At 71.0% G+C, this 5,255-nt stretch carries 4 protein-coding genes; 3 read left to right on the plus strand and 1 reads right to left on the minus strand.

Features of this window, described 5'->3' with window-relative positions:
* Positions 1–589: Abi-alpha family protein (locus tag ACOADB_RS23480; RefSeq protein WP_378604433.1), on the plus strand; the 589-nt coding region annotated here is incomplete at its 5' end.
* Here the strand turns inward: ACOADB_RS23480 and ACOADB_RS23485 are convergent.
* Positions 579–2,066 carry a helix-turn-helix domain-containing protein gene (locus ACOADB_RS23485; protein WP_378604436.1) on the minus strand — a complete coding sequence of 496 codons (1,488 nt, stop codon included), beginning with the start codon at positions 2,064–2,066 and terminating at the stop codon, positions 579–581. The genes ACOADB_RS23480 and ACOADB_RS23485 overlap by 11 nt on opposite strands.
* A gap of 318 nt (positions 2,067–2,384) precedes the next feature.
* Here ACOADB_RS23485 and clpB point away from each other — a divergent pair, with 318 nt between their 5' ends.
* A complete protein-coding gene (gene clpB, locus ACOADB_RS23490) occupies positions 2,385–4,988 on the plus strand; it encodes an ATP-dependent chaperone ClpB (RefSeq protein WP_378604439.1) in 2,604 nt (867 codons plus the stop codon).
* Positions 4,989–5,013: 25 nt separating this feature from the next.
* Positions 5,014–5,255, plus strand: a 242-nt coding sequence (locus ACOADB_RS23495) for a hypothetical protein (RefSeq protein ID WP_378604442.1), incomplete at its 3' end; no start/stop codon positions are given.

Here is a 5,255-nt window from a genome sequence, read left to right on the forward strand (position 1 = left end):
GAAGGCCGCGCCTGCTGCGGTCGTCGACGGCCAGGTCGTCGCGAGCCGCGCCCTGTCCCTGCGCGACCGTGGCAACGAGCTGCTGGAGAAGTCCCGCGACGTCTGGGGCCAGAACGACCGCCACCCGGCGTTCGACCGGATCCTCGACGAGCTCGCGCCCGACGAGGCACGGATCCTGGTGATGCTGCTGCGCAACGGGCCGCAGCCCAGCGTCGACATCCGCACCGGCGGACCGATCGGCATGATGAGCAGCCAACTGATCGCACCGGGCCTGAACATGGTGGGTCCGCGCGCCGGCCTGCGCTACGTCGAGCAGGTGCCGTCGTACCTCAACAACCTGTTCCGCCTGGGCCTGATCTGGTTCTCGCGCGAGGCCGTGCACGACCACCTGGAGTACCAGGTGCTCGAGGCGCAGCCCGACGTGCTGGCCGCGATGCACTCGGTGAAGTTCGCCAAGGTCGTGCGCCGCAGCGTGCACCTGACGCCGTTCGGCGAGGAGTTCTGCAAGCTCGCGCTGGTCGACGAGAAGACGGCGACGAACGTCGCCCTGCCCGCCCACGAGGCGCCGCCGGAGATCGTCAGCGACTGACCCGGCCGCCGTGGTCGGTCCACCATCGCGCGGCGTCCCGGACCGCCGGGTCCGCGTGGTTCGTGGCGATCTGCGCGAGCTCGGGCTGGCTGGCCATGCCCGCCGCGAAGAGGGCGTCGCGACACAGCTCGTCGTCGGCGCCCACGAGCTCCCGAAGCGTCGCCTCGGGCAACGGGACTCCCGCGAACCCGCAGATCGAGAGCCCGGCTGCCCGGATCGCGGGGTCGGGCGAGGCCAGCCACGGGGCAGGGTCGGCGACCTCGAAGGGCACCATCAGGTTCGCGAACGCGTAGGCAGCGCCGTGCCGGGTGGTCTCGTCGGGACCCTCGAGTGCCGCACTGCAGAGCTGCTCGCGGACGCCGTCGGAGAAGGGCGATGCGACGAGCAGGAAGCCCGACGTGACGACGTGGGTCGCCCGGAAGTCGTAGAGCACCTCGAACACGAGGCGGGTCAGCACCCCCTCGCCCGCACTGTTGCCTGCGATGTCGGCGGCCATCCGGGCCGCGTGGGCGAAGTGGCGGTTGCGACGGCTCTGCGTCCAGGCAGCTGCCTTGCGGGGCGGCGGGAGGTCGAAGCCGACGGCGGCACGGACCTCGCGCCGGAAGTCGGGCGGGCACGAGGCCAGGGTCGCGCTGAGGATCGGTCCGCGACGGGAGTCGTCCACCGCCGCGATGCAGGCCGCCGCGAACGGGGCGACCAGCGGCAACCAGTCGCGCGTCCGCAGGCCGCCGACACTGCGCATGTTCTGGATGCCGAGGCAGCTGGCCCGGGCGATCTGCCAAGAGTCGTGGGAGAGGAGCTCCCCGCACCACTGCACCAACGCAGGGGTCGGCAGCTCGGTGACCGCGCTCATCAGGTCGTACGCGCGTTGCATGCCCGGAGCGAGGACGGCTTCGCGGATGACCTCGGCCACGATGTCGCCGTAGGCGCTGCACCGCAGCTTGGCCAGCGCCTCGTAGCGCAGCTGGTAGCCCGTCCCGGCCGAGCGTCCCACCTCGTTGGCGAGGCGTTCGATCAACGGTCGTACGTCGGGTTCGGGAAGTCCGAAGGGCGTGTGCGCGTGGTACTCGGCGAAGCGCAACCAGTCGCCGCCGGACGGTTGGTCCAGTACCGCTGCGCAGCTGCTCGAGAAGCCCGCAAGGGTCGCCTCGGGTGTGTACGGCTCGACGTCCTCGGGGGCGTAGGAGAACGTGCGCGACAGTACGTCGATGGGTGCGCGGAGGTGCCCGTACGGAAGGTCGAGCGCCCGCTCGTAGGCATCGATCACGGTGCCGCTGCGCCGGCCGGCCGTCTCCACGCGCGACAGGGTCGCGGGCGAGAGGTGGGAGCCGGTCCCGGCCAGCTCCCCGAACTCGCGCATCCGGACACCGGCCGCCATGCGGCTGGTGCGGAGCAGCCAGCCGATGCGCGCCGCGACATCGATCCGGGCGCCCGCGAGCGGGGTCCGGTCGTCGATCTCGTCCGCCCGTCGAGCCACGGGCCCATGCTGGCAGGGAGCGCCGTCGTACGGGCCGTTTCGCGGGAGGTCGCACCTGAAACAACGGGCTGTGGCGGGCCGGACTGTGGGACCGTTTTTGCCGCAGGACTGCTGCCTGCCAGTGATGTGGGGTTGCTGGCGGGACGTGGGGTCCGGGCGGTTCCTGCATCCGTGGTGGGTGGGCGAGGGGTTGCCCACCCACCATGAGGCGTCGAATGAGACGCACACCGCAAAGTTGAGTGCAATAGACTCAACTTTGCGCGCGTTGGAATGAGTGTCACCATCCATTCCCACGCACCTTCCAGGAGACTCCCTTTCATGAGCGCTTTCGGGTCCGACAAGTTCACGACGCGCAGTCGCGAGGCGATCGAGGCCGCCCAGCTCGCCGCCACCACGGCCGGCAACACGAGTGTCGAGCCGATCCATCTCCTCGTCGCCCTGCTGCTGCAGGCCGACGGCATCGCGTCCAGCCTGGTCGCGAAGTCCGGCGTCGACGCGCCCGCCCTGGTGCACGCCGCGTCGGCCGTCCGGGACGGACTGCCCCGCGCGAGCGGCGCCACCGTCCAGCAGCCCGCGGCATCGGCAGGACTGACCCGGGTCCTGGCCTCCGCCATCGACCTCGCCGGCTCGATGAAGGACGACTACGTCGCCTCCGAGCACCTGCTGATCGCCCTCGCGACCGTCGAGTCGGCCGCGAAGACCGTGCTGACCGACGCCGGCCTGACGGCCGCCGGGCTGCAGGACTCGCTGACGGCCGTCCGGGGCAACCGTCGGGTCACGTCGCAGGATGCCGAGTCGACGTACGAAGCACTCGAGAAGTACTCCGTCGACCTCACCGCGGCGGCCGAGGACGGCAAGCTGGACCCCGTCATCGGCCGGGACGCCGAGATCCGTCGCGTCATCCAGGTGCTGTCCCGTCGTACCAAGAACAACCCGGTGCTCATCGGTGAGCCCGGCGTCGGCAAGACCGCCGTGGTCGAGGGGCTCGCCCAGCGGGTGGTCGACGGCGACGTCCCCGACTCCCTCAAGGGCCGTCGCGTCCTGTCGCTCGACCTCGCCGCGATGGTGGCCGGCGCGAAGTACCGCGGCGAGTTCGAGGAGCGGCTCAAGGCGGTCCTCGAGGAGATCAAGGACGCCGGTGGCCAGATCATCACGTTCATCGACGAGCTCCACACGGTCGTCGGCGCGGGCGCCGGCGGCGACTCCGCGATGGACGCGGGCAACATGCTCAAGCCGATGCTGGCGCGCGGCGAGCTGCACATGATCGGCGCGACCACGCTCGACGAGTACCGCGAGCGGGTCGAGAAGGACCCCGCGCTGGAGCGGCGCTTCCAGCAGGTGTTCGTGGGCGAGCCCTCGGTCGAGGACACCATCCAGATCCTGCGCGGCATCCAGGAGAAGTACGAGGCGCACCACGGCGTCCGGATCACCGACGCCGCGCTGGTGGCGGCCGCGACGCTGTCCGACCGCTACATCACCGGACGCCAGCTGCCCGACAAGGCCATCGACCTCATCGATGAGGCCGCTTCCCGCCTGCGCATGGAGATCGAGTCCTCCCCGGAGGAGATCGACCAGCTCCGGCGCCAGGTGGACCGGCTGCGGATGGAGGAGTTCGCGCTCGCCAAGGAGTCCGACGACGCCTCGCGCGACCGGCTCGAGGTCCTGCGCGCCGACCTCGCCGACAAGGAGGAAGCACTGCGCGGCCTCGACGCCCGCTGGGAGCGCGAGAAGGCGTCCCTGGAGGGTGAGGGCGAGCTGCGGCGCCAGCTCGACCAGCTGCGGAGCGAGGCCGAGCGCAAGCTGCGCGAGGGCGACCTGGCCGGTGCCAGCGAGATCCAGTACGGCAAGATCCCCGCGCTGGAGGCCCAGATCACCGCGGCCGAGGCCACGGAGGGCTCGAGCGAAGCGAGCGCCGAGAAGGAGGAGAAGCTCGTCGGCGACGAGGTCGGCGCCCCGCAGATCGCCGAGGTGGTCGAGGCGTGGACCGGCATCCCGACCGGCCGGCTGCTGCAGGGCGAGACCGCCAAGCTGCTCGACATGGAGCAGGTCATCGGCGCCCGGCTGATCGGCCAGCGCGAGGCCGTGCGTGCCGTCAGCGACGCCGTACGACGATCGCGCGCCGGCATCTCGGACCCCAACCGCCCGACCGGCTCGTTCCTGTTCCTGGGCCCGACCGGCGTCGGCAAGACCGAGCTCGCCAAGTCCCTGGCCGACTTCCTGTTCGACGACGAGCGGGCGATCGTCCGGATCGACATGAGCGAGTACTCCGAGAAGCACTCGGTGTCGCGCCTCGTCGGTGCCCCTCCGGGCTACGTCGGGTACGACGAAGGCGGCCAGCTCACCGAAGCCGTCCGCCGCCGGCCGTACTCGGTCGTGCTGCTCGACGAGGTCGAGAAGGGCCACCCGGAGGTCTTCAACATCCTGCTGCAGGTGCTCGACGACGGCCGGCTCACCGACGGCCAGGGCCGGACCGTGGACTTCCGCAACACGATCCTGATCCTCACGTCCAACCTCGGCTCGCAGTACCTCGTGGACCCGACGCTCGAGCCCGAGGCGCAGCGCGAAGGCGTGATGGCGACGGTGCGCAAGGCGTTCAAGCCCGAGTTCCTGAACCGCCTCGACGAGATCGTCACCTTCGACGCACTGACCAGGGACGACCTGGCCACGATCGTCGAGCTGCAGCTCCGCCTGCTGGAGAACCGGCTGGCCGGACGGCGCATCTCGCTGGAGGTCACTCCGGCTGCGCGCGAGTGGCTGGCCGATGTCGGCTACGACCCGGCGTACGGCGCCCGCCCGCTGCGCCGGCTCATCCAGTCCGCGCTCGGCGACCCGCTCGCCCGGTTGCTGATCGGCGGCCAGGTCGTCGACGGCGGCGCGGTGACGGTGGACCGCGGCGAGGACGGGCTGGTCGTCAACGCCTGAGGGGCCGTCTGGTGGAATGGGTGGCATGAGCCAGGAGCAGCCACGACCGGGGCACGCGACGATCGCGGGTTCGCTGATCATCGGCGGCTCGATCATCGTCGTGCTGTCCGCATGGGAGCGGATCTCGACGCTGCGCACGCTCGAGGTGCAGGAGAAGCTGCAGACGGCGCTGGGGAAGCCGCCGATGAGTGGGCTCGGGCTCACGCTCGACGGCTACACCAGCATGTTGCAGGTGCTCTGCGTGATCGGCGCCGGCGCCGCGACGGC

The organism is Nocardioides sp. CPCC 206348 (genome assembly GCF_048654705.1).
Classification (GTDB): domain Bacteria; phylum Actinomycetota; class Actinomycetes; order Propionibacteriales; family Nocardioidaceae; genus Nocardioides.